The sequence below is a fragment of the Bordetella petrii genome, assembly GCF_017356245.1.
In the GTDB taxonomy this organism is placed as follows: Bacteria; Pseudomonadota; Gammaproteobacteria; order Burkholderiales; family Burkholderiaceae_B; genus Bordetella_A; species Bordetella_A petrii_D.
Map to the genome: position 1 here is coordinate 527,444 of NZ_JAFMZZ010000001.1, position 23,040 is coordinate 550,483.

General features: G+C 66.5%; 20 protein-coding genes and 1 other RNA gene. 7 read left to right on the forward strand and 14 right to left on the reverse strand.

Features of this window, described 5'->3' with window-relative positions:
- Positions 1 to 38 precede the first annotated feature (38 nt).
- The 10 genes from J2P76_RS02570 to gyrA form a co-directional block, all read right to left on the reverse strand.
- Positions 39 to 353: a lipopolysaccharide assembly protein LapA domain-containing protein gene (locus J2P76_RS02570; RefSeq protein WP_207404270.1), complete on the reverse strand. Its 315-nt coding sequence runs from the start codon at positions 351 to 353 to the stop codon at positions 39 to 41.
- Between the two features lie 136 nt (positions 354 to 489).
- The gene (locus tag J2P76_RS02575; protein WP_207404271.1) at positions 490 to 849 is read right to left on the reverse strand and encodes an integration host factor subunit beta; all 360 of its coding nucleotides are present in this window, start codon (positions 847 to 849) and stop codon (positions 490 to 492) included.
- A 2-nt stretch (positions 850 to 851) separates the two neighbouring features.
- Positions 852 to 2,564: a 30S ribosomal protein S1 gene (gene rpsA / locus J2P76_RS02580; RefSeq protein ID WP_207404272.1), complete on the reverse strand. Its 1,713-nt coding sequence runs from the start codon at positions 2,562 to 2,564 to the stop codon at positions 852 to 854.
- A gap of 116 nt (positions 2,565 to 2,680) precedes the next feature.
- Positions 2,681 to 3,382: a (d)CMP kinase gene (cmk, locus tag J2P76_RS02585; RefSeq protein ID WP_207404273.1), complete on the reverse strand. Its 702-nt coding sequence runs from the start codon at positions 3,380 to 3,382 to the stop codon at positions 2,681 to 2,683.
- Positions 3,372 to 4,715 (reverse strand): 3-phosphoshikimate 1-carboxyvinyltransferase, encoded by a 1,344-nt coding sequence (gene aroA, locus J2P76_RS02590; RefSeq protein WP_207404274.1) that lies wholly within the window; start codon positions 4,713 to 4,715, stop codon positions 3,372 to 3,374. Before aroA ends, cmk begins: the two co-directional genes overlap by 11 nt.
- Before the next feature lie 8 nt (positions 4,716 to 4,723).
- The gene (locus tag J2P76_RS02595; protein WP_207404275.1) at positions 4,724 to 5,629 is read right to left on the reverse strand and encodes a prephenate dehydrogenase; all 906 of its coding nucleotides are present in this window, start codon (positions 5,627 to 5,629) and stop codon (positions 4,724 to 4,726) included.
- A complete protein-coding gene (hisC, locus tag J2P76_RS02600) occupies positions 5,626 to 6,747 on the reverse strand; it encodes a histidinol-phosphate transaminase (RefSeq protein ID WP_207404276.1) in 1,122 nt (373 codons plus the stop codon). The genes J2P76_RS02595 and hisC overlap by 4 nt, the downstream gene beginning before the upstream one ends.
- A 25-nt stretch (positions 6,748 to 6,772) precedes the next feature.
- A complete protein-coding gene (gene pheA / locus J2P76_RS02605) occupies positions 6,773 to 7,858 on the reverse strand; it encodes a prephenate dehydratase (protein WP_207404277.1) in 1,086 nt (361 codons plus the stop codon).
- Positions 7,851 to 8,981 carry a 3-phosphoserine/phosphohydroxythreonine transaminase gene (serC, locus tag J2P76_RS02610; protein ID WP_207404278.1) on the reverse strand — a complete coding sequence of 377 codons (1,131 nt, stop codon included), beginning with the start codon at positions 8,979 to 8,981 and terminating at the stop codon, positions 7,851 to 7,853. Before serC ends, pheA begins: the two co-directional genes overlap by 8 nt.
- A complete protein-coding gene (gyrA, locus tag J2P76_RS02615) occupies positions 8,981 to 11,638 on the reverse strand; it encodes a DNA gyrase subunit A (protein WP_207404279.1) in 2,658 nt (885 codons plus the stop codon). The genes serC and gyrA overlap by 1 nt, the downstream gene beginning before the upstream one ends.
- 379 nt (positions 11,639 to 12,017) lie before the next feature.
- On the opposite strand from gyrA, the gene ompA reads away from it, so the two are divergent.
- The 6 genes from ompA (at position 12,018) to J2P76_RS02645 (ending at position 17,144) form a co-directional block, all read left to right on the forward strand.
- Positions 12,018 to 12,599 carry an outer membrane protein OmpA gene (ompA, locus tag J2P76_RS02620; RefSeq protein ID WP_207404280.1) on the forward strand — a complete coding sequence of 194 codons (582 nt, stop codon included), beginning with the start codon at positions 12,018 to 12,020 and terminating at the stop codon, positions 12,597 to 12,599.
- An 82-nt stretch (positions 12,600 to 12,681) separates the two neighbouring features.
- Complete coding sequence (gene ubiG / locus J2P76_RS02625) at positions 12,682 to 13,410, forward strand: bifunctional 2-polyprenyl-6-hydroxyphenol methylase/3-demethylubiquinol 3-O-methyltransferase UbiG (protein ID WP_207404281.1); 729 nt, start codon at positions 12,682 to 12,684, stop codon at positions 13,408 to 13,410.
- On the forward strand, positions 13,407 to 14,081 hold the full coding sequence (locus J2P76_RS02630; protein ID WP_207404282.1) for an HAD-IA family hydrolase: 675 nt from the start codon (positions 13,407 to 13,409) through the stop codon (positions 14,079 to 14,081). Before ubiG ends, J2P76_RS02630 begins: the two co-directional genes overlap by 4 nt.
- A gap of 272 nt (positions 14,082 to 14,353) precedes the next feature.
- On the forward strand, positions 14,354 to 15,532 hold the full coding sequence (locus J2P76_RS02635) for an MFS transporter (protein ID WP_207404283.1): 1,179 nt from the start codon (positions 14,354 to 14,356) through the stop codon (positions 15,530 to 15,532).
- Between the two features lie 46 nt (positions 15,533 to 15,578).
- Positions 15,579 to 15,965: a transfer-messenger RNA gene (gene ssrA, locus J2P76_RS02640) on the forward strand.
- Positions 15,966 to 16,103: 138 nt separating this feature from the next.
- Positions 16,104 to 17,144, forward strand: coding sequence for an RNA methyltransferase (locus J2P76_RS02645; RefSeq protein WP_207409091.1), 1,041 nt, complete (start codon positions 16,104 to 16,106; stop codon positions 17,142 to 17,144).
- 151 nt (positions 17,145 to 17,295) lie between these two features.
- Here J2P76_RS02645 and J2P76_RS02650 read toward each other — a convergent pair whose 3' ends face one another.
- Positions 17,296 to 18,204: a 2-hydroxyacid dehydrogenase gene (locus J2P76_RS02650; RefSeq protein WP_242697271.1), complete on the reverse strand. Its 909-nt coding sequence runs from the start codon at positions 18,202 to 18,204 to the stop codon at positions 17,296 to 17,298.
- 70 nt (positions 18,205 to 18,274) lie between these two features.
- Positions 18,275 to 19,213: a dihydrodipicolinate synthase family protein gene (locus J2P76_RS02655; protein ID WP_207404285.1), complete on the reverse strand. Its 939-nt coding sequence runs from the start codon at positions 19,211 to 19,213 to the stop codon at positions 18,275 to 18,277.
- Positions 19,214 to 19,340: 127 nt separating this feature from the next.
- Between J2P76_RS02655 and J2P76_RS02660 the strand changes: the two genes are divergently transcribed.
- Positions 19,341 to 20,216 carry a LysR family transcriptional regulator gene (locus J2P76_RS02660; RefSeq protein ID WP_207404286.1) on the forward strand — a complete coding sequence of 292 codons (876 nt, stop codon included), beginning with the start codon at positions 19,341 to 19,343 and terminating at the stop codon, positions 20,214 to 20,216.
- 29 nt (positions 20,217 to 20,245) lie between these two features.
- Here J2P76_RS02660 and J2P76_RS02665 read toward each other — a convergent pair whose 3' ends face one another.
- Positions 20,246 to 21,982 (reverse strand): IlvD/Edd family dehydratase, encoded by a 1,737-nt coding sequence (locus tag J2P76_RS02665; RefSeq protein WP_207404287.1) that lies wholly within the window; start codon positions 21,980 to 21,982, stop codon positions 20,246 to 20,248.
- Between the two features lie 18 nt (positions 21,983 to 22,000).
- Positions 22,001 to 23,011 (reverse strand): Bug family tripartite tricarboxylate transporter substrate binding protein, encoded by a 1,011-nt coding sequence (locus J2P76_RS02670; protein WP_207404288.1) that lies wholly within the window; start codon positions 23,009 to 23,011, stop codon positions 22,001 to 22,003.
- Positions 23,012 to 23,040: the final 29 nt, after the last annotated feature.

Here is a 23,040-nt window from a genome sequence, read left to right on the forward strand (position 1 = left end):
GCTCTATACCGGTTGCAGAAAAAGCGGGATGGCGCCGCTTACAGCGGCGACATGGGGGCTATGGCCTCGGGCGCGACCACCGGCTGCGCGCCGTTGGCGGCGGCCTGCAGGCGCTCGACTTCGCGGCGCAGGCGCACGGCCTCGCGGCGGCGGCGCATGGCGGCCGGCACGGTCAGCAGCAGGCCGAACAGGGTTCCCAGCACGAAGGCGGCCAGCATGACCACGATGAGAGGTACGTCCTGCACGACATAGTCGGCATAGAACTTCACCACTACGGGGTCGGTGTTCTTCAGGGCGAACATCAGCACCGCAATGAAAACGAGCAATCGCAGGGCCCAGACTAAGTAGCGCATGACGCATGCTCCAGGAGGGGGTTCGAGATGTTCAATTGTAAGCGGAAGCCGGGCTGGCCCGGCAGCAAAAACAAAGCCCCTTGATCGTTCAAGGGGCTTTGCCATCGGGCGCCGGCCAACGGGCCTTGCCAGCGTGCTACATGGCGTGCAGGCCAAGCAGCGTGGGCTGGGGCTGGTCCGGCGCATCGTCGTCGGCCTGCGCATCGGCCAGGCCGCCGGCCAGGTCGACCCGCTCGCGCAGCTCTTTGCCGGCCTTGAAATGCGGCACCTGCTTGCCAGGCACCAGCACCTGCTCGCCCGACTTGGGATTGCGCCCGACGCGGGGTGAACGCTGCGACAGCGAAAAGCTGCCAAAACCGCGGATCTCGATGCGCTGGCCCGAGGCCAGGGCCTGGGTCATTGCATCGAGCATGGTCTTGACGGCGTAATCGGTGTCGCGGGCGGCCAGCTGGGGATAGCGGGCCGCCAGTGCGGCGATCAGCTCCGACTTGGTCACTATCAGCCGTCGTTGCGCTGTTGATCCAGCTTGGCCTTGAGCAGCGCGCCCAGGTTGGTGGTACCCGAGGAGGCGCTGGCTTCGGACATGCGCTGGATGGTGTCGGCGGTTTCGGCGTTGTCGCGGGCCTTGATCGACAGCTGGATCGAACGCGTCTTGCGGTCGATGTTGACGATCATGGCTTCGATGTTTTCGCCGGCCTTCAGCACGGTGGTGGCGTCTTCGACGCGGCCCGAAGAGATTTCGGAAGCGCGCAGGTAGCCTTCGACGTCGACCGACAGCGTGATGACCGCGCCCTTGGGCTCGACCGACTTGATCACGCCCGGCACCACGGCGCCCTTGTCGTAGGTGGCGACGAAGTTGTTGAAGGGATCGCCTTCCAGCTGCTTGATGCCCAGCGAGATGCGTTCCTTGTCGGTATCGATGCCCAGCACCACGGCTTCGATTTCGTCGCCCTTCTTGAAGTTGCGCACGGCTTCTTCACCCGATTCGGCCCAGGACAGGTCGGACAGGTGCACCAGGCCATCGATGCCGCCGGGCAGGCCGACGAACACGCCGAAGTCGGTGATCGACTTGATGGCGCCGCGGACCTTGTCGCCGCGCTTGAAGTTGGTGGCGAACTCTTCCCACGGGTTCTGGCGGCACTGCTTCATGCCCAGCGAGATGCGGCGACGGTCTTCGTCGATTTCCAGGACCATGACTTCGACTTCTTCGCCCAGGGTAACGACCTTGCGCGGATCGACGTTCTTGTTGGTCCAGTCCATTTCGGAGACGTGCACCAGGCCTTCGATGCCGGCTTCCACTTCGACGAACGCGCCGTAGTCGGTCAGGTTGGTAACCTTGCCGAACAGGCGGGTGCCTTGCGGATAGCGGCGGGCCAGGCCCACCCACGGATCTTCGCCCAGTTGCTTGACGCCCAGCGAGACGCGGCTCTTTTCCTGGTCGAACTTGAGAACCTTGGCTTCGACTTCCTGGCCCACTTGCAGGACTTCGGAAGGATGACGCACACGGCGCCAGGCCATGTCGGTGATGTGCAGCAGGCCGTCGATACCGCCCAGGTCGACGAACGCGCCGTAGTCGGTGATGTTCTTGACCACGCCCTTGACCACGGCACCTTCGTGCAGGGTTTCGAGCAGCTTCTGGCGCTCTTCGCCCATGCTGGCTTCCAGCACCTGGCGGCGCGACAGCACGACGTTGTTGCGCTTGCGGTCGAGCTTGATGACCTTGAATTCGAGGGTCTTGCCTTCGTACGGGGTGGTGTCCTTGACGGGACGCAGGTCGACCAGCGAGCCCGGCAGGAACGCGCGGATGCCGTTGGTCATGACGGTCAGGCCGCCCTTGACCTTGCCGGTGATGGTGCCAGTGACCAGTTCGCCGTTTTCGAGGGCTTTTTCCAGTTGCAGCCAGGCCGACAGGCGCTTGGCGCGGTCACGCGACAGGATGGTGTCGCCGTAGCCGTTTTCCAGGGAATCGATAGCCACCGAGACGAAATCGCCGGGTTGCACTTCGAGCTCGCCCTGGTCGTTCAGGAACTCTTCCAGGGGGATCAGCGCTTCGGACTTCAGGCCGGCGTTGACGACGACGAAGTTGTGGTCGACGCGCACGACTTCGGCGCTGATGACTTCGCCGGACTTCATGTCCTGGCTCTTGAGGCTTTCTGCGAAGAGGTCGGCGAAGCTTTCGCCGCCGGTGGCGGGGGTGGAAACGGAAGACATGGGGTTGAAATCCATTAGGCCGGAATGGCCGTTAAAAACACACCGAAGCGGATTGCCCGCGACAGTGGAGTGAATGAACCTGGCAGGGCCCGAAGCCCCCGGGCGCTTGCCCGGAACTACGAACCGCCGCCAGGGACGGAAACTTTCCAGAAATCGAGTACTGCCTGCACCGTTTGCTCGATGGTCAGGGTGGACGAATCGAGCACGTGCGCATCGGCCGCTGGCACCAGCGGCGCCGCGCTGCGCTGCGTGTCGCGCGCATCGCGTTCGCGCATATCGTGCAAAAGGTCGGATAGTTTAGCGGAAATTCCCTTTTCGATCAACTGCTTACAGCGCCTTTCGGCACGCGCTTCGACATCGGCCACCAGGAATACCTTCAGGGCGGCGTCCGGAAACACTACCGTGCCCATGTCGCGGCCGTCGGCCACCAGCCCGGGCGGCACGCGAAACGCCCGCTGGCGCTCGAGCAGCGCCTGCCGCACGGCCGGGTAGGCGGCGACGCGCGAGGCGAAATTGCCGACGCGCTCCTGGCGGATGGCCTCCCCGACTTCGGCGCCTTCCAGGTAGATGTGCCGGCCCTCGAAACGGGTGTCCAGGCCGCGCGCCACGTCGGCCACGCCGGCCTCGTCCTCGGCCGCCAGGCTGCGGTTCAGGGCCGCCAGCGCGGTCAGCCGGTACAGCGCCCCGCTGTCGAGCACCGCCCAGCCCAGCGCCTTCGCCACCCGGTGGGCGACGGTGCCTTTGCCCGAGGCGGTGGGGCCGTCGATGGCGATAACCGGAACAGTAGCGCCGGCGGAAGATGCGGAATCAGTCGTCATGTCGATCGGAGGCGCCGGACACCAGCCCGGCATAGACGTCGAAGTAATCGGGGAAGGTCTTGCTGACGCAGCCCGGGTCCAGGATGCGCACGGCGGCCGGCCCGAAGGCGGCCAGCGAGAAGCACATGGCCATGCGGTGGTCGTCGTAGGTGCCGATATGGGCGTCGCGCCAGCCGCCCTGCGGCGGCGGCGTGATGCGCAGCCAGTCGGGGCCGGATTCCACGCCCGCGCCCAGCTTGGCCAGCTCGGTGTGCATGGCGTGGATGCGGTCGGTTTCCTTGACGCGCCAGCTGCCGATGTTGCGCAGGCGGCACGGGCCGTCGGCATACAGCGCCAGCGCGGCCGCGGTCATGGCGGCATCGGGAATCAGGTTGAAATCGGTGTCGAACGCCTTCAGCCGGCCGCCCTGGTCCACCCGCACGCCGCGCGCTTCGATCCAGCCGGGGCCGTAATCGATCTGCGCGCCCATGTCGGCCAGGGTGCGGGCGAAGGCCACATCGCCCTGGATGCTGTCGGCGCCCACGCCGGCAACCCGCACCGGGCCGCCACCGATGGCGCCCAGCGCCAGGAAGTACGAAGCCGACGAGGCGTCGCCCTCGACCGCGATGGCGCCCGGGCTGCGATAGGCCGCGCCGGGCTCGATGGTGAAACTGCGCCAGCCGTCGCGCCGCACCTGCACGCCATAGCGCGCCATCAGATTGAGGGTGATTTCGATATAGGGCTTGGAAATCAGCTCGCCGGCCACCTCGATGACCACCGACCGGTCGCTGCCCTGCGCCAGCACGGGCGCGGCCAGCAGCAGCGCAGTCAGGAACTGGCTGGACACGGCGCCCTGCACGCGCGCCGGCGCCGCGGCCTGGATCCGGCCCGCGCCGATGGCCAGCGGCGGATAGCCCGGCTGGCCCTGGTAATCGATGTGGGCGCCCCACTGCCGCAGCGCGTCGACCAGGTCGCCGATGGGGCGCTCGTGCATGCGCGGCACGCCCGACAGCCGGTACTGCCCGCCCATCAGGGCCAGCGCCGCGGTCAGCGGCCGGAACGCCGTGCCGGCATTGCCCAGGAACAGGTCGGCCTGCCGCACGGGAAAGCGGCCGGCGCCGGTGACGCTGACGCGGCCCGCGCCTGCCTCGGCCAGCTCGACGCCCAGCTGGCGCAGCGCAGCCAGCATCACGCGGGTGTCGTCGGAATCGAGCAGGCCCGATATATCGGTGCGGCCGCCGGCCAGGGCGGCCAGCAGCAGCACCCGGTTGGAAATGCTTTTGGAGCCCGGCAGGGCGACCCGGCCGCGCGCCTGCCTGGCGCGGGGCAGATCGAGATAGGGCTGTCCGGTCATGGCAGAAACTACTCCTTGCGCCAGTCGCGGCGCGCCTGGGAGGCGCGCGCCAGCAGCGCCTCGAGCGCGGCGCCGTCGCCATCGGCCATGGCGCGCTCGGCCTGGTCCAGCACGGCGCGCACCGCCGCCAGTTCGGTGCGCAGGGCGGCGCGGTTGGACAGGAAGATGTCGCGCCACATCTCGGGCGATCCGGCCGCGATGCGGGTGAAATCGCGGAACCCCGTGCCGGCCAGGGCCAGCCGCGCCGCCGCGTTGTCGGCGGCGGCCACCTGGGCCATGTACGCCGCCGCCAGCAAGTGCGGCATGTGGCTGACCGAAGCCAGTACGTGGTCGTGCGCGTCGGCATCCATGTCGATGACGTGCGCGCCACAAGCCTGCCACAAGTCGCGCACGCGCGCGACCCCGGCCGGGGCATTCTCGGGCAAGGGCGTGAGGATGACGGTGCGGCGCCGGTAAAGGTCTGCGTCGGCCGCATCGGGCCCGCTGCGCTCGGCGCCGGCGATCGGGTGGCCGGGCACGAACTGACCGATGCGGTCGCCCAGCGCGGCGCGCGCGGCCGCCACGACTTCGGCCTTGGTGCTGCCGGCATCGGTGAGCACGGTGCGCGGGTTCAAGTACGGGCGCAGCTGGGCCAGCAGCGCCCCCAGCCCGCCTACGGGCGTGGCCAGCAGAATGACATCGGCCTGCGCGGCGGCCTCTTGCGGCGTGGCCGCGGCGTCGATCAGGCCCAGCTCGCGGGCCCGCGCCAGCGACTGCGCATTGCGCCCCACGCCCAGCACGCGCCCCACCCGCCCCGCCTGGCGCAGCGCCAGCGCGGCCGAACCGCCGATCAGGCCGACGCCCACCACCGCCAGGACAGGAATCAGGGGGCCATCGGCTCCCTGCGTCGCGGTGCCGGCCGGCGGGCGCGTCATGCGGCCAGGACTTCCGTCAGTGCGGCGATGAACCGCTGGTTTTCTTCGGGCAGGCCGATGGTGACGCGCAGCCATTCGGGCAGGCCGTCGCCCGCCACCGGCCGCACGATCACGCCGCGCTTGAGCAGTTCGAGGTTGACGCGCTGGGCGTCGCCCACGTGCACCAGCACGAAATTGCCGTAGCTGGGCACATAGCGCCGCGACAGGCTTTCGAATGCCGCGCACAGCTGCTGCTTGCCCGCCTTGTTCAGCTGGTAGGAGCGCGCCAGGTAATCGGCGTCGCCCAGTGCCGCGATGGCGGCGGCCTGCGCCAGCGTGTTCACGTTGAACGGCTGGCGCACGCGATTGAGCAGGTCGGTAAGCACCGGCTGCGCCACGGCGTAGCCCACGCGCAGCCCGGCCAGCCCATAGGCCTTGGAGAACGTGCGAGAGACGATCAGGTTGGGATACTGACGCACCAGGGCCACGCTGTCGAAGCGCAGCTCGGGATCCAGGTATTCGTTGTAGGCCTCGTCCAGCACCACCGTGACGCGGTCGCCGTGGGCAGCGTGCACGCGCTGCAGGAAGGCCGCCACCTCGGCGCCCGGCACGAAGGTGCCGGTGGGGTTGTTGGGGTTGGCGATGAACACCAGGCGGGTGTCGTCGGCGATGGCCTCGAACATGGCGTCGAGGTCGTGGCCGTAATCGCGCGCGGGCACCTGGATGTGGCGCGCGCCGCGCGCCTGGGTGGCCAGGCGGTAGACCGCGAACGAATGCTGCGCGTACACGGCCGACGTGCCCGGCTCGAGCAGCGCCAGCGCGGCGATTTCCAGGATGTCGTTCGAGCCGTTGCCCAGGGTGATCCAGCCCATGGGCACGCCGTAGCGTTCGGCCAGCGCGGCCTTCAGGTCGAAGCCGTTGGGATCGGGGTAGCGGGCCAGCGTGCCGGCCGCCGCGGCCAGCGCACGATGCGCCGATTCGGGCATGCCCAGCGGGTTCTCGTTGGAAGCCAGCTTGACGATGCCGGCCGGGTCGAGCCCGAACTCGCGGGCCAGCTCTTCGATGGGCTTGCCGGCCTGGTAGGGAGCAATGGCGCTGACGTGGGCGGGAGCGGTCAACGGCTTGATGGCGGTAGTCATGGCGGTGCGCGTACGCGTGGAAGATTTACTGCGCCGGGTACGAACCCAGCACCTTGATGAAAGCAACCTGCTCCTGCAGATCGGCCAGCGCGCGGGCGACCTGGGGATCGTCGCGGTGCCCCAGCACATCGACGTAGAAATAGTATTCCCACTGGCCGGTGCGGGCCGGCCGCGATTCGAAGCGGGTCATGGACACGCCATTGGCGGCCAGCGGCGCCAGCATGTCGTAGACCGCGCCGGCGCGGTTGGGCACGGCCAGGATCAGGCTGGTCTTGTCCTTGCCGCTGGGCAGCGGCTGGATGTCGCCCACCGCCAGGAAGCGCGTGCGGTTGTTGGGGTCGTCTTGAATGCCGGCGGCCACCACCTGCAGGTTCCAGGCGGGCGCGGCGCTTTCGCCGGCAATGGCGGCAATGGCCGGATTGCCGGCCGCCACGCGCGCCGCCTCGGAATTGCTGGCCTCGGCGACCCGGTCCAGGCCGGGATAATGGCGGTTCAGCCAGGCCTGGCACTGGGCCAGCGCCTGCGGATGGGCGGCGACGGTGGTCACGCCGTCCATCGAGCCCGATTGCGTCATCAGGCAGTGGCGGATGTCGAGCGAGCGCTCGCCCAGGATTTTCAGCGGGGTATTGAGCAGCAGGTCGAGGTTGCGGTTGACCGCGCCTTCAGTGGAGTTTTCCACCGGCACCATGCCCACGTCGGCCTGCCCGGCCTCGACGGCGCGAAACACCTCGTCGAAAGACGGACAGGGCAGCGGCTGCACCGAACGGCCGAAATGCTCGAAGGCCGCCTGCTCGGAAAACGAGCCTTGCGGCCCCAGGTAAGCCACGGTCATGCCGCGCTCGAGGCCGCGGCAGGCCGAGATGATTTCCGTCCAGACCGAAGCCACCGCATCGCGCGGGAACGGCCCCGGGTTCAGCTGCTGCAGGCGGCGGATGACCTCGGCCTCGCGTTCGGGGCGCAGCACCGGGCCGTCGGCCGCGGCGGCGTGCTTGACTTCGCCCACGTCGAGCGCGGCGCGGGCGCGCTGCGACAGCAGATCGAGAATCTGTGCGTCCAGGGCATCGATGCGCTCGCGCAGCGGCTTGAGCTTGTCTTGCAGGGAATCAGCCATGGCGGCGCTCGAAGTCTTGCAGGTAATCGACCAGCGCGCGCACGCCATCGAGCGGCATGGCGTTGTATATGGAAGCGCGCATGCCGCCCACGCTTTTGTGGCCCTTGAGTTGCATCAGCCCGGCGGCCTCGGCGCCCTGCAGGAAGGCGTCGTTGAGCGATTCGTCGCGCAGCACGAACGGCACGTTCATGCGCGAGCGCACCGGCGCGTGCACCGGGTTGCGATAGAAATCGGTGCCGTCCAGGTAGCCGTACAACAGGTCGGCCTTGGCGCGGTTGGCGGCTTCCATGCCGGCCACCCCGCCCTGCGCCTTCACCCACTTGAAGACCAGGCCGGCGATATAAATGGCGAACGCGGGCGGCGTGTTGTAGCGCGAATGCTCTGCCGCCACATTGGCGTAGTCGAAGGCCGACGGGCAGATCGGCAGGGCTTTGCCGATGAGGTCGCGCCGCGCCACCACCATGGTGACGCCGGCCGGGCCGGCATTTTTCTGGGCGCCGGCGAACAGCAGGCCGGCCCGCGTGACATCCATGGGGCGCGACAGGAAATGCGACGAGGCGTCCACCACCAGCGGCACGTCGGGCGCGCCCAGCGCGGCCAGGTCGGGCCAGTCGGTAAATTCGACGCCGTGAATGGTTTCGTTGCTGCACAGGTGCAGATAGGCCGCCTCGGGACGGACATTCCAGGAATCCACCGGGGGCACCCAGGTCCAGGGAGCCTGCTCGCGGCCGTCGATGCCGGTTGCCGCGCCGGCACTGGCGGCCACGTGCGCGTCGCCGTAGCGGCCGGCCTCTTTGTGCGAACGGGTGGACCAGTGGCCGGTCAGCACGAAATCGGCCGCCGGATGGCCGCGCCGGCCGATCAGGTTCATGGGCACGATGGCGTTTTCGCCCAGCCCGCCGCCCTGCATGAACATCACCGCGTAGTCGGCCGGCACGCCCAGCAGGTCGCGCAGGTCGGCTTCGGCCTGGTCGCAGATCTGCACGAAGTGCTTGCCGCGATGGCTCATTTCCATCACGGACATGCCGCTGCCGTTCCAGTCCAGCATTTCGGCGGCGGCCTGCCGCAGCACCGCTTCGGGCAAGGCCGACGGGCCCGCCGAGAAGTTCCAGGGACGGGCCATTATTGCTCCGTGGGTTCGGTCGGTTCGGGCGAAGCGCCGGACTCGCCGCCTTCGGCGTCCATGGCTTCGGATTCTTCGTCGTCGGCGTCGGCGTCGCTTTCGACCACGCGGCGCACGCCCGACAGGCTGCTGCCGTCGTCGACGCTGATCAGCGTGACGCCCTGCGTGGCGCGGCCCATTTCGCGGATTTCGCTGACGCGGGTGCGCACCAGCACGCCGCCGGTGGTGATGAGCATGATTTCATCCGACGGCATCACCAGCACGGCGCCCACCACCTTGCCGTTGCGCGACGAGGTCTGGATGGCGATCATGCCCTTGGTGCCGCGGCCGTGACGGGTGTATTCGGCGATGGAGGTGCGCTTGCCGTAGCCGTTTTCGGTGGCGGTGAGCACGCTTTGCGATTCGTCGCCGGCCACCAGCAGCGCGATGACGGCCTGGTTGTCTTCGAGCGTCATGCCGCGCACGCCGCGGGCGTTGCGGCCCATGGGGCGCACGTCGTTCTCGTCGAAGCGCACGGCCTTGCCGGCGTCGGAGAACAGCATGACGTCATGCTTGCCGTCGGTGAGATCGGCGCCGATAAGGTAGTCGCCCTCATCGAGGCCCACGGCGATGATGCCGGCCTTGCGCGGATTGGAGAAATCGGACAGCGGGGTCTTCTTGACGGTGCCGCGCGAGGTGGCCATGAAGACGTAGTTGTCTTCGCTGAATTCCTTGACCGGCAGCACCACCGTGATTTTCTCGCCGTCGGCCAGCGGGAACATGTTGACGATGGGCCGGCCGCGCGATCCGCGCGTGCCCTGCGGGACTTCCCAGACTTTCAGCCAGTACACCCGGCCGCGGTCGGAGAAGCACAGCAGGTAGTTGTGCGTATTGGCGATGAAGAGCTGGTCGATCCAGTCGTTTTCCTTCATGGCCGTGGCCTGCTTGCCGCGCCCGCCGCGCTTCTGCGACCGGTATTCGGACAGCGGCTGGCTCTTGATATAGCCGGCGTGCGACAGGGTGACCACCATGTCGGTGGGCGTGATCAGGTCTTCGGTGTCGAGCTCGGTGGCGTTGAACTCGATGTCGGAGCGTCGCGTATCCTTGGCGCTGGTGGAGAACTCGGCCTTGATGGCCTGCAGCTCTTCGCCGATGATGGTGGTGATGCGTTCCGGCTTGGCCAGGATGTCGAGCAGGTCGGCAATGGTGGCCATCACGTCTTTGTATTCGCCGACGATCTTGTCCTGCTCGAGCCCGGTCAGGCGCTGCAGGCGCATGTTCAGGATTTCCTGCGCCTGGGTTTCGCTCAGGCGGTACAGGCCGTCGCCCTGCAGGCCGAAGCTTTCGTGCAGGTCGTCGGGGCGGAACGCCGCGCGCCCGCCCACGGCGTCGAGGTCGGAACGCGACAGCATTTCGCGCACCAGGGAAGAATCCCACGAACGCGCCATCAGTTCCTGGCGCGCCACCGGCGGCGTGGGCGCGGCCTTGATGATGGCGATGAAATCGTCGATGTTGGCCAGCGCCACCGCCAGGCCTTCCAGCACGTGGCCGCGCTCGCGCGCCTTGCGCAGCTGGAACACGGTGCGGCGCGTGACCACTTCGCGGCGGTGCTGCAGGAAGTAATGGATCAGCTGCTTCAGGTTCAGCAGGCGCGGCTGGCCGTCGACCAGCGCCACCAGGTTCATCCCGAAGGTGTCCTGCAGCTGGGTGTTCTTGTACAGATTGTTGAGGATGACCTCGGGCACTTCGCCGCGCTTGAGCTCGATGACCAGGCGCATGCCGTCTTTGTCGGACTCGTCGCGGATATCGGAGATGCCTTCGATCTTCTTCTCGTTGACCAGCTCGGCGATGCGCTCTTGCAGCGTCTTCTTGTTGACCTGGTAGGGAATGGCGTCGACCACGATGGCCTGCCGGTTGCCCTTTTCCATGTCTTCGAAGTGGGTCTTGGCGCGCATGACCACGCGGCCGCGGCCCGTGCGATAGCCTTCGCGCACGCCCGACATGCCGTAGATGATGCCCCCGGTGGGGAAATCGGGCGCCGGGATGATCTCGATGAGTTCGTCGACCGTGCACTCGGGATTGCGCAGGCAGTACAGGCAGCCGTCGACCACTTCCTGCAGGTTGTGCGGCGGGATATTGGTGGCCATGCCCACGGCGATGCCCGAGCTGCCGTTGACCAGCAGGTTGGGCAGGCGCGAAGGCAGCAGCAGCGGTTCTTGTTCGCTGCCGTCGTAGTTGGGGCCGAAATCGACGGTTTCCTGGTCGATGTCGGCCAGCAGCTCGTGGGCGATCTTGGCCAGGCGCACTTCGGTGTAGCGCATGGCCGCGGCGCTGTCGCCGTCGATCGAGCCGAAGTTGCCCTGGCCGTCGACCAGCATATAGCGCATGGAGAAATCTTGCGCCATGCGCACAATGGTGTCGTACACCGATTGGTCGCCGTGGGGGTGGTACTTACCGATGACGTCGCCAACGATACGGGCCGACTTCTTGTAGGCGCGGTTCCAGTCGTTGTTGAGCTCGTGCATGGCATAGAGCACGCGCCGGTGCACCGGCTTGAGGCCGTCGCGCACATCTGGCAGCGCCCGCCCCACGATCACGCTCATGGCGTAATCCAGGTAGCTGCGGCGCATCTCTTCTTCCAGCGATACCGGAAGCGTCTCCTTGGCAAAGGAATCCATATATATAGCGACTGAATCGAGTAAGAGGAAACCCGGGCCGGGTAAACAGGAAATTCTATCATCCGATTGTCGGATGGCTTCCCGGGGCCCCACGCGGCGCGCGACCGGGGCCGGCCGGATGGTGCGATTGCCGCCCTGTTGTCAAAAACCAACATCCCTGCGGCACACAGAGAAGAAAAGATCATATCCAGCACCAATGCGGCTTTCGAGGGAAGCCAAAGGTCATCAAATGCCTTAAGATTGTTTCCAGCACGCAGGAGACCCAGTAGCGATCCTTTGAACCTTTTCTGGGCGTTGCTATACTGGCCCCGTTTTCCTGATATGCGGCGGGGGTTCGCTGCGAGTCACTTATCCAGCTTCAAGCTCAACGAGGAGAAACATGAACAAACCCTCCAAATTCGCTCTGGCGCTCGCCTTCGCCGCCGTTACGGCCTCTGGTGCAGCTTCCGCGCAAACCGTGGACAACTGGCGCAACCCGTTCGGCGACGTGTGGATGAACGGCACGAATGAACTGTGCTGGCGCGATGCCTTCTGGACCCCGGCGACCGGTATCCCCGGCTGCGACGGCGTGCCGGTTGCTCAAGCGCCCGCCAAGCCGACGCCGATGGCCACCAAGGTTGTCTTCAACGCCGACACGTTCTTCGACTTCGACAAGTCGACGCTGAAGCCGGAAGGCCGCCAGCTGCTGGATCAAGTTGCCCAGCAAGCCCAGGGCATCGATCTCGAAACCATCATCGCCGTCGGCCACACCGACTCGATCGGTACCGAAAAATACAACCAGGGTCTGTCCGAGCGCCGTGCCGCTTCGGTCAAGGCCTACCTGGTCAGCAAGGGTGTCGACCCCAACCGCATCTACACGGAAGGCAAGGGCGAACTGCAGCCCGTCGCTTCCAACAAGACGCGTGAAGGCCGTGCCCAGAACCGCCGCGTTGAAATCGAAGTCGTGGGTAGCCGCCGTTAATCGACGCGCTAGCCGCTACAATGAAGGGCCTCGCACTGCGAGGCCCTTTTTTTCATCCCGGCGCGGCCGCGCCCTGTTGCCCATGACAACCCAAACCCCTGCATCCGCCCGCCCCGGCGTGAACGCCGACCAGGCCGAGCTGGACAAGTTCGCGGCCCTGGCCGCCCGCTGGTGGGACCCCGAAAGCGAGTTCAAGCCCCTGCACGCCATCAATCCGCTGCGCCTGGACTGGATCCAGGAATGCGCCGGCAGCCTGGCGGGCAAGACCGTGCTGGACGTCGGCTGCGGCGGCGGCATCCTGTCCGAGAGCATGGCCGTGGCCGGCGCCCGGGTCACCGGCATCGACCTGGCCGAACGGTCCCTGAAAATCGCCCGCCTGCATGGCCTGGAATCGGGCGTGCAAGTGGAATACCGCGCCGTGCCCGTCGAAGACCTGGCCGCCGAGCAGCCCGAGCGCTACGACATCGTGACCTGCATGGAAATGCTCGAGCACGTGCCCGATCCGGGCTCGGTCGTGCGCGCCTGCGCGGCCCTGGCCAAGCCGGGCGGGTGGGTCTTCTTTTCCACCCTGAACCGCAACGCCAAGTCGTTCCTGTACGCCATCATCGGCGCCGAGTACGTGCTGCGCCTGCTGCCGCGCGGCACGCACAGCCACGACCAGTTCATCAAGCCCAGCGAACTGGCCGCCTCGGCGCGCCAGGCCGGCCTGCAGCCCGCCGGTATGCGCGGCATGGAATACAACCCCGTCACCCAGGTGTACAGCCTGTCGGGCGACACTTCCGTGAACTACCTGATGTCCACCCGCAAATGAGCGCACTGATCCTGTTCGACTTCGACGGCACCCTGGCCGACACCGCCCCCGACCTGGCCGCCGCGGCGAACCGCCAGCGCACCCGGCGCGGGCTGGAACCCCTGCCCTACGAAACGCTGCGCCCGGTGGCCTCGCAAGGCGCGCGGGGGCTGCTGCGCATTGCGCTGGGCCTGCTGCCCGACCATCCCGGCTACGAAGCCGCCCGGCTGCAGTTCCTGGAAGACTACGCGGCCGGCTCCACCGTGCACAGCCGCCTGTTTCCCGGCATTGCCGCCTTGCTCGACGGCATACGCGCCCGCGGGCTGGCCTGGGGCATCGTCACCAACAAGGTCACCCACCTGACCCTGCCCATCGTCGAATTCCTGGGGCTGACCCGCCACAGCGCGGTCCTGGTATGCGGCGACACCACCGAGCACGCCAAGCCGCACCCGGCGCCGCTGCTGCACGCCGCGCGCGAGGCCGGCTACGCCGCCGACCGCTGCGTGTACGTGGGCGACGACCTGCGCGACATCCAGGCCGCCCATGCCGCCGGCATGCCGGCGGTGGCGGCGGCCTACGGCTACCTGGGCCAGGACGAGAACATCACCACCTGGGCGGCCGACGCCTGCGCCACCACGCCGGACGACCTGTGGGGCGCCATCGAGCCCCTGCTGCCGCGCGATACGCGCTGACCCGCCGCGCCGGGGCCGGCCGGCCCCTGCCCCCGGCCACTGTTCACCGGACACGAACAGTCATGCCGGATTTTCCCTCTTTATCCGGCTGACCGGGTACCGTACAGTGCACTCCTGATGCACTGCTCTTGCCGCCCCGGCCCGCCGTCCTCTCTCTCGCGGCGCGGCCCGGCCCGCGGCACAGTGCCCGGCCCTGCCGGGCCGCACTCCAGCCCTTTTTTTCTTGCCCGCTCATTGCGCGCGGCGCCGCCGCGCCGCGCACCGGGAGTCCCATGCTATTGCCCATACTGCTGCTTTCCACCGCCGGTTTCACCATTCTGACGACCGAATTCCTGATCGTCGGCCTGCTGCCTCCCTTGGCGCGCGACCTGCACGTGTCGGTATCCCAGGCCGGCCTGCTGGTGACGCTGTTCGCCTTCACCGTGGCGGCCACGGGCCCGCTGCTGACCGCGCTGATGACCAACGTCGACCGCAAACGGCTGTTCATCGGCGTGCTAGTGCTGTTCGGCGCCTCGAACGCGATGGCGGCGCTGGCGCCCAACATCGGCATCATGGCGCTGGCGCGCTTCATCCCGGCCCTGGCGCTGCCGGTGTTCTGGTCGCTGGCCAGCGCCACGGCCGTCGAACTGGCCGGGCCGGCCCGCGCCGGGCGGGCCATCTCGATGGTGGCGTTCGGCATCGTGGCGGCCACGGTGTTCGGCATTCCCATTGGCGTGCTGATCTCTGACGCCTTCGGCTGGCGCACCGCCTTCGGCGTGCTGGCGGCAGTGGCCTTCGCCAAGGCGCTGCTGCTGTGGGCCTTCTTCCCGCGCCCGCCCCGCCATGCCCAGGACATCAAGCTGGCCGCCCAGCTGCGCATCCTGCGCGACCCCCGGGTGGTGGGCCACGTGCTGCTGTCGCTGCTGGTGTTCACCGGCATGTTCACCGCCTACACCTACCTGGCCGACATGCTGGAGCGCCTGGCCGGATTCAATGGCCAATGGGTCGGCTGGTCGATGATGGCCTTTGGCGCCATCGGCCTGATCGGCAACTGGGCCGGCGGCCGGCTGGCCGACCGCAGCGCGCTGGGCGCCACCCTGCTGTTCTCGGCGCTGATGGCGGCCGGCCTGGCGGTGCTGGGGCCGGTGATGCGCACGCCCGTGCTGCTGGCCGTGGCGCTGGGCGTCTGGGGTGTCGCCCAGGCCGCGCTGTTCATCGTGTGCCATGTGCGCGTGATGAAGTCGGCGCCCCAGGCGCCGGCGTTCGCGGCATCGCTGAATATTTCCGGCGCCAATACCGGCATCGGCATCGGCGCGATCGTGGGCGGCTATGTCATCGACCACCACGGCCTGGCATCGCTGGGCCTGGCCGCGGCCGGCATCGTGCTGGCGGCGATCGGGCTGGGCACGCTGCTGGCAACGGCGCGCCCGCGGGTGCGGGCCCTGCCGCGGCAGCCTTGCGCCAACGCCTGAGCACGCCAGCGTGCCAGGCCTTATTCAGAGTACAATAGAGTCACTTGGGGCCGATCCGGATTCGACGTGGGTCGCGAAACAACTCAGGGCATGCCGAGCACCAGTAAGCTCGTTAATCCACTGGAACACTACAAACGCCAACGACGAGCGTTTCGCTCTCGCCGCTTAAGCGGTGAGCCGCTGCACTGATCTGTCCTTGGGTCAGGCGGGGGAAGGCAACTTCCCAGGGGGCAACCCCGAACCGCAGCAGCGACATTTACAAGGAATCGGTCTGCGCTGGGGTCACACGGTTCAGGCTTAAACTACGTGAATCGCCCTGGTCCGGCCTGTCGGTTGGCTAAGTCCAGGGTTAAAACCAAATAGGCCGACTACGCATGTAGAACTGGTTGCGGAGGGCTTGCGGACGGGGGTTCAATTCCCCCCGGCTCCACCATATTGCAAGCACTGAACAACTGCAGTGTTTTGACTGAACCCATAAAGTGCCCTTCCGGGCAGTTTATGGGTTTTTTTCTGCGAGACCCCCGAGCCCTCCGGCAGCCCGCCGGCGGGGCGGGATAGAATCCGCCACTTGATGCGCTTCTCCGACTTCGATCAACGCCTTGCCGCCCTCGGCTCACTGCCTGCCCACCGCGGCCGGGTGGCACGCGTGTGGCTGAACGGGCAAGCGCTCGACACCGGTACGCGGCGGCGGCACGCCCAGCACTTTTTGCCGCTGGCGCTGCGCGGCGCCCTGCCCGCTTTGACGGCGGAGCTGGACGGCCTTGCCCGCATCCGCTCGGAACATGCCGGCCATGGCGGCTCGCGCCTGCTCGTCGAACTCGCCGACGGACAGATGGTGGAAAGCGTGCTGCTGCCGCGTGACGGGCTGTGCGTTTCCACCCAGGTTGGCTGCGCGGTCGGCTGCCGCTTCTGCATGACGGGCAAGAGCGGCTTGATCCGCCAGGTCACGAGCATGGAAATCCTTGCCCAGGTCGTGCTGGCGCGGCGTCTGCGCGCGGTAAAGAAAGTGGTCTTCATGGGCATGGGCGAGCCGGCGCATAACCTGGACAACGTGCTCGAAGCCATTGACTTGCTGGGCACCGAGGGCAATATCGGCCACAAGAACTTGGTATTTTCCACCGTGGGCGACCTGCGCGTCTTCGAGGCCCTGCCGCGGCAACGTATCAAGCCCGCACTGGCGCTATCGCTGCACACGACCAAGGCCGGACTGCGCGAACACCTGCTGCCGCGCGCGCCGAAAATTGCCCCGGAACAACTGATTGAACTCGGCGAAAAATACGCCCGCGATACCCGCTACCCGATCCAGTACCAATGGACGCTGCTCAAAGGCATCAACGACAACAATGACGAACTCGACGCCGTCGTACGCTTGCTCAAGGGCAAATACTGCGTGTTCAACGTCATTCCCTTCAATAGTCTCGAAGGAGACGACTATCAACGCCCCGACCCCGCGCGCATCCGCGAGATCGTCCACTACCTGCACAGCCGCGGCGTGCTGACCAAAGTCAGGAACAGCGCGGGGCAGGACGTGGACGGCGGCTGTGGCCAGCTGCGCGCTCGCGCCCACGGCGCGGCGCAGGTGGTCGAACTGCGCCGCAAGCGCAGCGCATAGCGCGAAGCCGCGCAGGCTGAGACTATCCGCCTCCAGCTTCGGCGCCAACGCAACGGGGCGTGTGCGCCCGAGCCCTGCCCTGCTTCTTTTTGGCTGGCCGCGCCAGGACTTCAGGCCGGCTATCCGACGCCGGCCGGTGCCGACCGGCTTTTCATTTCACCGGCGTCACGGCTTTGCCCGTCGTGAAAAACGCCGCGAGGTTCCGTATGGCCAGGTCAGCCATCTGCCGCCGCGTCTCTTGCGTGGCGCTGCCGATGTGAGGAGAAAGCACCACATTGGGCAGGCTGCGCAGGGGACTGTCGAGCAGCGGTTCGGTGTCGAACACGTCGAGCGCGGCGCCTCGAATGGTGCCGTCGGCCAGGGCCTGGCACAGATCGGTTTCCTTGATGACGGTGCCGCGTGAAATATTGACGACAATGCCGTCGGCGCCCAGGGATTTCAGTACCGTGGCATCGACGATATGGCGAGTCGCCGCGCCGCCAGGGCATGACAGGATCAGCACGTCTGCATGTTCCGCCAGGGCCGGGAGCGAATCGAAGTATTGCCAGGGCACGGCCTGGGCGCGGCGCCCATAGTAGGCGACGTCGACCTCGAACGGCAGCACGCGCTGAACGATTTCCATGCCAATGCGGCCCAGCCCGACAATGCCTATTTTCTTGCCGGCCAGGTTGGTTCCCAGCGGGAACAGTTCGCGCGTCCATGCGCCAGTACGGACGAAACGATCGGCGGCGGGGAGGTGGCGCAGCAGAGCAAGCAACAGGCCGATGGCCAGTTCGGCGACGGCCTTGTTCAGGATGTCGGGGGTGTTGGTGACGACGATGCCTTTCCGCGCAGCGTAATCCACCGGAATGCCGTCGTACCCGACGCCGCTGGTTGTAATGATGCGCAGGTTGGGCAGGCTGTCGATAAGCTCGGTGGAAATCCGGTAGTTCGAGCGCGTGACGATACCGCCGATCCGTTCCGCCTGGGAAGGATCGCGCCGTAGCGATTCACCATCGACCAGCGTGAATACCGACAGGAACTGTTCTTCGATGGCTGGCGGGAAGGCGCCGATCTTCAACAGCGGGGGAAAACCGGCAGGCTTGGCGGCGGGCTGCGCGGCGTCCTGCCCCCGCGCCGTCAGGCCGGGTTCATGCGTCGGCATGCGCCAGGGCTCGGGCGTTGTGAAGTCGATAGCCCGCGGCGGAAAGCTCGCCCATCAACCGCTTCGTGTCGTCCTGATTCATTTCCACGAGCGGCGGGCGCACGGCAGACCATCCGGTATCGCCGGTTTCAGAAGCGATGGCCGCCTTCATGGCGGGGATCATCGGGTATTTGGCGAAGATGCCGCGAATGACGTTGAGGCGTTCTTGCTGGGCATCGGCGTCGCCGTTCTGCCAGGTTTGCGCAAGCCGGGCTATTTCGGCGGCGTTGACATTGCCGGTGGCGGTGATGCACCCGGCCCCGCCCTCGCGCAGGGTGGCCAGCAGAAAGCCTTCGCTGCCCGCGAAAACGTCGAAGCCGTGGGGTTGGAAGCGTTGCAGCATGGCCAGGGTGTTGCTCCAGTCGCCGGAGCTGTCCTTGATGCCTGCGATGCTCTCGGGATAGGCCTTGAGCAGCCGCTCGATGAGGTCGAGACTGATGGGCACCTGCGAGACCTGGGGAATGTGATAGAGATAGATCCGCAGGCGGGCATCGCCTATGCGGTCGATGACCGTGGCGTAGTTGCGGTAAAGGCCTTCGTCGCTCACGCCCTTGTAGTAGAACGGCGGCAGCATCAGGACGCCGGCGCAACCCAGCTCTGCGGCATGTTGCGATAATTCGATGGAATCGGTGACGGCGCAGCAGCCGGTACCCGGCATCATGCGCGTGACGGGCAGCCCGTCTTCGACGAGCGCATCGAGCAGCAGGCGCTTTTCTTTGACGGACAGCGAATTTGCTTCCGAGTTCGTGCCAAAGACGGCCAGGCCGACACCCTGTTCGACCAGCGATCGGCAGTGCTTCAGGAATCGAGGGGTCGAGGGTGCACCCTCGGCGTTGAACGGCGTGAGCACCGGCGACAGTACGCCTCGGATTTTCGTGCTGGTCATGGTTAGCCTCGCTGCGTGGTATCGGTAAATACGCTCAGTATCCCGCCACGGCACGCGGACTTGAAGTAGTTGGTGCTACATTCAGAACAAAATTTTTTTTGCTTTCAAGGCGAAAACTCCCGACACCATGGACATCAAGTACATGCAGAGCTTCGTCGCCGTTGTCGAGGCAGGATCATTCGCCGAGGCGGCCCGAAAGCTGGATCTGACCTCGGCGGCCATCGCGGCGCGCATCAAGGCGCTGGAGGCTGACCTGGGCGTCGAGCTGGTGAAACGCTCGGGGCGTTCGGTTAAGCCGACCGAAAGCGGCATGCGCATTCTGGAAGGCACCAAGGCGGTCATCCGCAATATCCGCGACCTGCGCGCCATGGCGATGGACGGCGCTCAGCCTGGCGAGTTGCGTATCGGCTGTTTCGTGTCGGCGCTGACGAACGTGCTGCCGCCCATTCTCAAGGCACTGTACCGCAGGCATCCGGACGCGTCGGTGTTCGTGACGCCGGGCGGCTCGGTGAATCTATGCAGCCAGGTGGCGAAGGGCGAGCTCGATGCCGCCATCGTGGTAGAGCCGCAGTTCGCCGTGCCGAAAAACTGCGTATGGCAGCCCTTCATGGAAGAGCCGCTGGTGGTCGTGGCGCCGGCCCAGCTGGCGGGCGGGGACGCCCACGAGCTGCTTTCAACCCAGCCTTTCATCCGCTACGACCGCAACATATACGGCGGCCAGCTCGCCGACCGCTATCTGCGCGACCATCACATCCGGCCCAGGCAGCGGCTGGAGATCGACGGCCTGCTCGCCATTGTGTCGCTGGTGCACGAAGGAATCGGCGTGTCGCTCATTCCGGACTGGTCTTCGATGTGGAGGTCACTCGACATTGCCCGGATTCCGCTGCCGGACTGCCCGCCGGTACGGCGCAACGGCCTGGTCTGGAACAAGCAGGGGCATCATGCCAAGATGGCCGCGTCGATCTTTCATGACGCGAAAACCATCTTCCAGACGCCAACCTAGCGCCGTAGCGGACATCGACGGCATCAGCCTCAGTCCGAGGCGCCGGGCACGCCGCGCAGGAAGTCGAAATCGACGCCCTTGTCGGCCTGGGTAACGGTTTCCAGGAAGAGCTTCTTGTAGCCTCGATCGGCCGAGGGCGGCGCGATGGATTGTTCGCTGCGGCGGCGGGCGAGTTCTTCGTCGGAAACCAGCAAAGAGATTTCGCGCCGGCTTACGCTCAGGCGAATGCGATCGCCGTTCCGGACATAGGCCAGAGGGCCGCCGATGGCCGCTTCGGGCGTGACGTGCAGGACGATGGTGCCAAAGGCCGTGCCGCTCATGCGTCCATCCGAAATCCGGATGATGTCCTTCACGCCCCGCGAGGCCAGCTTCTTCGGGATAGGGATGTAGCCGGCCTCCGGCATGCCCGGCGCGCCCTTGGGTCCGATGTTCTTGAGCACGAGCACATCTTCCGGCGTGACGTCCAGGTCGTCGGCGTCGATCCGCGCGACCAGGTCCGCGGTGTTCTCGAACACCACGGCACGGCCCTCGTGCTCCATCAGCTTGGGATCAGCCGAAGATTGCTTGATGATCGCGCGTTCCGGCGCAAGATTGCCGGACAAGACGGCGATGCCGCCCTGCGGGTAGATGGGGTTCTGCCTTGTCTTGACGACGTCTTGCGCGAATCCGGGACCAGCGCGTTCGATTTCCTCGCCGAGCGTCCGCCCGGTCACGGTAAGCGCATCGAGCTTCAGCAGGGGCTTGAGCTCGCGCAGCAGCGTGGCCATGCCGCCGGCCTTGTGGAAGTCTTCCATGTAGTGCTGACCCGAAGGCTTGAGATCCACCAGCACGGGGGTTTCCCGGCCAAGGCGATCGAGCGTGGCCAGATCCAGGTCCAGGCCCAGCCGGCCCGCGATGGCTGTGAGATGGATGATGCCGTTGGTGGACCCCCCGATCGCCAGCAGAACGCGCATGGCGTTTTCGAACGAGTCGGCCGTGAGAATTTTCCGTACCGTCAGGCGCTGGCTGGCGATCTGGACAGCCTGCTGCCCGGTGAGCTCGGCGATGCGCATCCGGTCCGCCGTCACCGCCGGGGGCGTGGCGCAACCGGGAACCGTCATGCCCAGCGCCTCGGCGATGCAGGCCATGGTGCTTGCCGTGCCCATGACCGAGCAGGTGCCCACGCTGGCCACCAGCTGGTTGTTGACGTCGGAGATCTCTTCATCGTCGATCTCTTCGGCTCGGTACTTGCCCCAATACCGGCGGCAGTCCGTGCACGCGCCGACGCGCTCGGATCGGTGCGAACCGGTCAGCATGGCCCCCGTGACGAGCTGAATGGCCGGGACGTCGGCCGAAGCGGCGCCCATCAGCTGCGCCGGCACGGTCTTGTCGCAGCCGCCGATCAGCACCACCGCGTCCATGGGCTGCGCGCGGATCATTTCCTCGGTGTCCATCGACATGAGGTTGCGCAGATACATGCTGGTGGGAAAGGCGAAGCTTTCATGGACTGAGATGGTGGGAAACTCCATCGGCAGTCCGCCGGCCAGCATGATGCCCCGCTTCAAGGCCTCGACCAGCTGGGGCGCGTTGCCATGGCAGGGATTGTAGGCGCTGCCGGTATTGGCGATGCCGATCACGGGACGATCGAGCGCGGCATCGGTGTAGCCCGCGCCCTTGATGAAGGCCTTTCTCAGGAACAACGAAAAACCATTGTCGCCATAACTGGTCAGGCCCTTGCGCAGCCCGGTTGCTTCGTCTTCCGGCGTCGCGATTCTTTTCTTGCTCATCGTATGCTTCGTTGCTGGTTAATTGACGGTGATCTTGCCTTCGTGGATGACCTTCGCCCATTGCTCTATCTCGGCATTCAACCGCTTTTTCGACGCATCGATGCCGAGGGCATCGGCGTAGACGCCCTGCTCCAGCAACTGGGCCTTGACCTCGTCCTTGGCAAGAGCGGTGGTGAGGGCGTTGTTGAGTTTCTCGACAATGGGCGCCGGCGTGCCGGCGGGCGCCATCACGCCGAACAGCGAACTCACGTTGAAGCCCGTAAAGCCCTGCTCCTGGGCCGTGGGGATATCGGGCAGCATCGAGATGCGCTTCGGAGTCAGGACGGCAAGCGGGCGCAACTGGTTGGACTTGATGAATGCGATCGCGGCCGGAACAGTTTCCGTCATGGTCTCCACCTGGCCACCCACCAGGTCGGTCATGGCCGGGCCGCTGCCGCGATAGGCGACGTGCATGATGTCGACATCGGCGATCTGCTTGAACAGCTCCATGGCCATGCGCTGAGGCGCCCCAGCGCCCGATGAAGCAAAATTCAGCTTGCCCGGATTCTTCTTCGCGTAGTCGACAAGCTCGGTAAGCGAGTGGATGGGCAAGGAGGGGTTCACCACTGCCACCAGGGGCACGGAGCCGACGATGCCGACGGGCGTGAGATCCTTGCGCAGGTCGTACTGCAGCTTGCCTTTCTCGAGCGTGGCCATGACGGAATGCGACGTCAGGGCTCCCATCAGCAGCGTATAGCCGTCCGGCCTGGCGCGCGCCACTTCGGCGGCGCCGATGTTGCCGCCTGCGCCGCCCCTGTTCTCGATGACCACCTGGTTGCCGATGGTTTCGCTCAGGTGCTGGCCCACGATGCGCCCGATGACGTCGGTCGCGCCACCCGGCGGATACGGAATGATCAGCTGTATGGGCTTGTCTGGATACCCGCCGGCAGCCTGGGCGTGAGCGCCCAGCGGAACAGAGAAGCCGATGGCGGCAATGATCGCCGCCATGGCGATGCTGGCGCGCTTGTGTGCTGGCAGTCTGTAGAACATGCGTGTCTCCTTGTGGATTTTATGATCGC